Below are 794 nucleotides of genomic sequence, written 5' to 3'. Positions count from 1 at the left end.
GGTGCCAATTTTCACAACGGCATGTCGTGTAATGGAAGAAGATGGATCGACCGGTAACTCTTCGACTACGTGTACAACGGTATTGCTTTTAATCCGTGTGACAAATCGAATTCCGTTCGAAGAATAAAGATCAAATTTTTCAAAGTTGAAATATCCCCGATCAAAGATATGGAGGGCCTTTTTATCTGGTGTAATGAGTGCGTCTAACTGTGTTTCATCAGCTGGTCTAGCAGGAGTTGGAATGACAGCATTTGGATATGATTCTTCACCGACAAGAACCACAGATGTATGGAGCTTTATCCCAGACTTTGTCTCTCGAAAATCAGCCCATTCATATTGTTTAAGACACATCGAGATGGTGGAGGAATCAATCAAAATCAGTTTTCCAAGTCCCTCACTTGCCTTTTTTGGTCCCATTACTTGGTGCAGTTGTAGAATTAAATGTTGTAAAACTGCTTGGAAAACCCCAGGGGGAATACTTCGATTTTTACGAGAAAGCTGCGACTTACTGATGCTTTCTAATCCCACTAGTCTTTGAACATTTTTCTTCCGGCCCACCTGTTCACTTACTCTTCTCAAACTCGTGATCCCTTTTAATTGTGCGTATAGAAATATATACAAATACTTAAGGGTATCAAGCCTTTTCACGTATTTATCAATTTCGGTGTAATCAATCATTTTTTGAATAACTTTTGATTCTAATGGATGAATGTATTCCTTGAATACATTTTTTATGGTATGATTGTCCATGGATGCTCCTTATAGTTAGGGATTTGGACAGGACTACCATACCC

Annotated in this window: 1 protein-coding gene; it reads right to left on the bottom strand. The window is 38.9% G+C overall.

Features of this window, described 5'->3' with window-relative positions:
- Positions 1-750, bottom strand: a 750-nt coding sequence (locus IPU53_RS24695) for an IS4 family transposase (protein ID WP_207454182.1), incomplete at its 3' end; no start/stop codon positions are given.
- Positions 751-794: the final 44 nt, after the last annotated feature.

It is taken from the genome of Bacillus sp. SD088 (assembly GCF_017355205.1).
GTDB lineage: Bacteria > Bacillota > Bacilli > Bacillales > Bacillaceae_C > Lederbergia.
This window is presented reverse-complemented; position numbering and strand designations above follow the sequence as displayed.